General features: G+C 65.7%; 1 protein-coding gene. It reads left to right on the top strand.

The window, feature by feature from the left end; translation table 11 throughout:
- Nucleotides 1–40 precede the first annotated feature (40 nt).
- The coding region (locus HF921_RS12200) for a CsoS2 family carboxysome shell protein (RefSeq protein WP_226834584.1) at nucleotides 41–536 on the top strand (496 nt) is incomplete at its 3' end.

The following is a 536-nucleotide window of genomic DNA, read 5'->3' as shown; positions in this document are numbered from 1 at the left end:
GTGTCGCGACGGCGGCAACGCTCCGCACAAGGTGAGCGTGATGAGTACGCTGCGCGAGCAGGTTTTGACCGGTACGGAAACGGCCCCCGGAGAGCGCGTGACGGGTACGGAACGTGGGGCCTGCGCCAGTGTGACGGGCACAGAATCTGCCGGACTGGCGCAATATCAGGCCTGCAACCGCAAGCCCGTTCCCGGAGCGGAAAAAGTCGGTGTGATGCGCACCTGGCACGAGCAGCCGGTATCCGGCACCTCGGTGGAACGCAGCCCCAAGGTCACCGGCGATGAATACGGCGGTTGCCAGCCGGTCACGGGCACGGAATACGCCGGTCCCGATCAGTACGCGGCATTTTGCGCATCCGATTCCCAGGCCAGCGCACGCGCCTTGATGGCAAGCGGAAGCGGTGTCGCCGGTGCGACGATGACGGGCATCCGCTTGGGGCCGGACAGCAAGGTGACTGGTTCCGCCCGTGGTGAAGGACTGGTTTTAAGTGGAACGCCCTATGGTGGTGCGGATCAGCGGGTACCGCAGGGGGGTG

Origin of the sequence: Acidithiobacillus ferriphilus (assembly GCF_018854775.1) — a bacterium.
Classification (GTDB): domain Bacteria; phylum Pseudomonadota; class Gammaproteobacteria; order Acidithiobacillales; family Acidithiobacillaceae; genus Acidithiobacillus; species Acidithiobacillus ferriphilus.
This window is presented reverse-complemented; position numbering and strand designations above follow the sequence as displayed.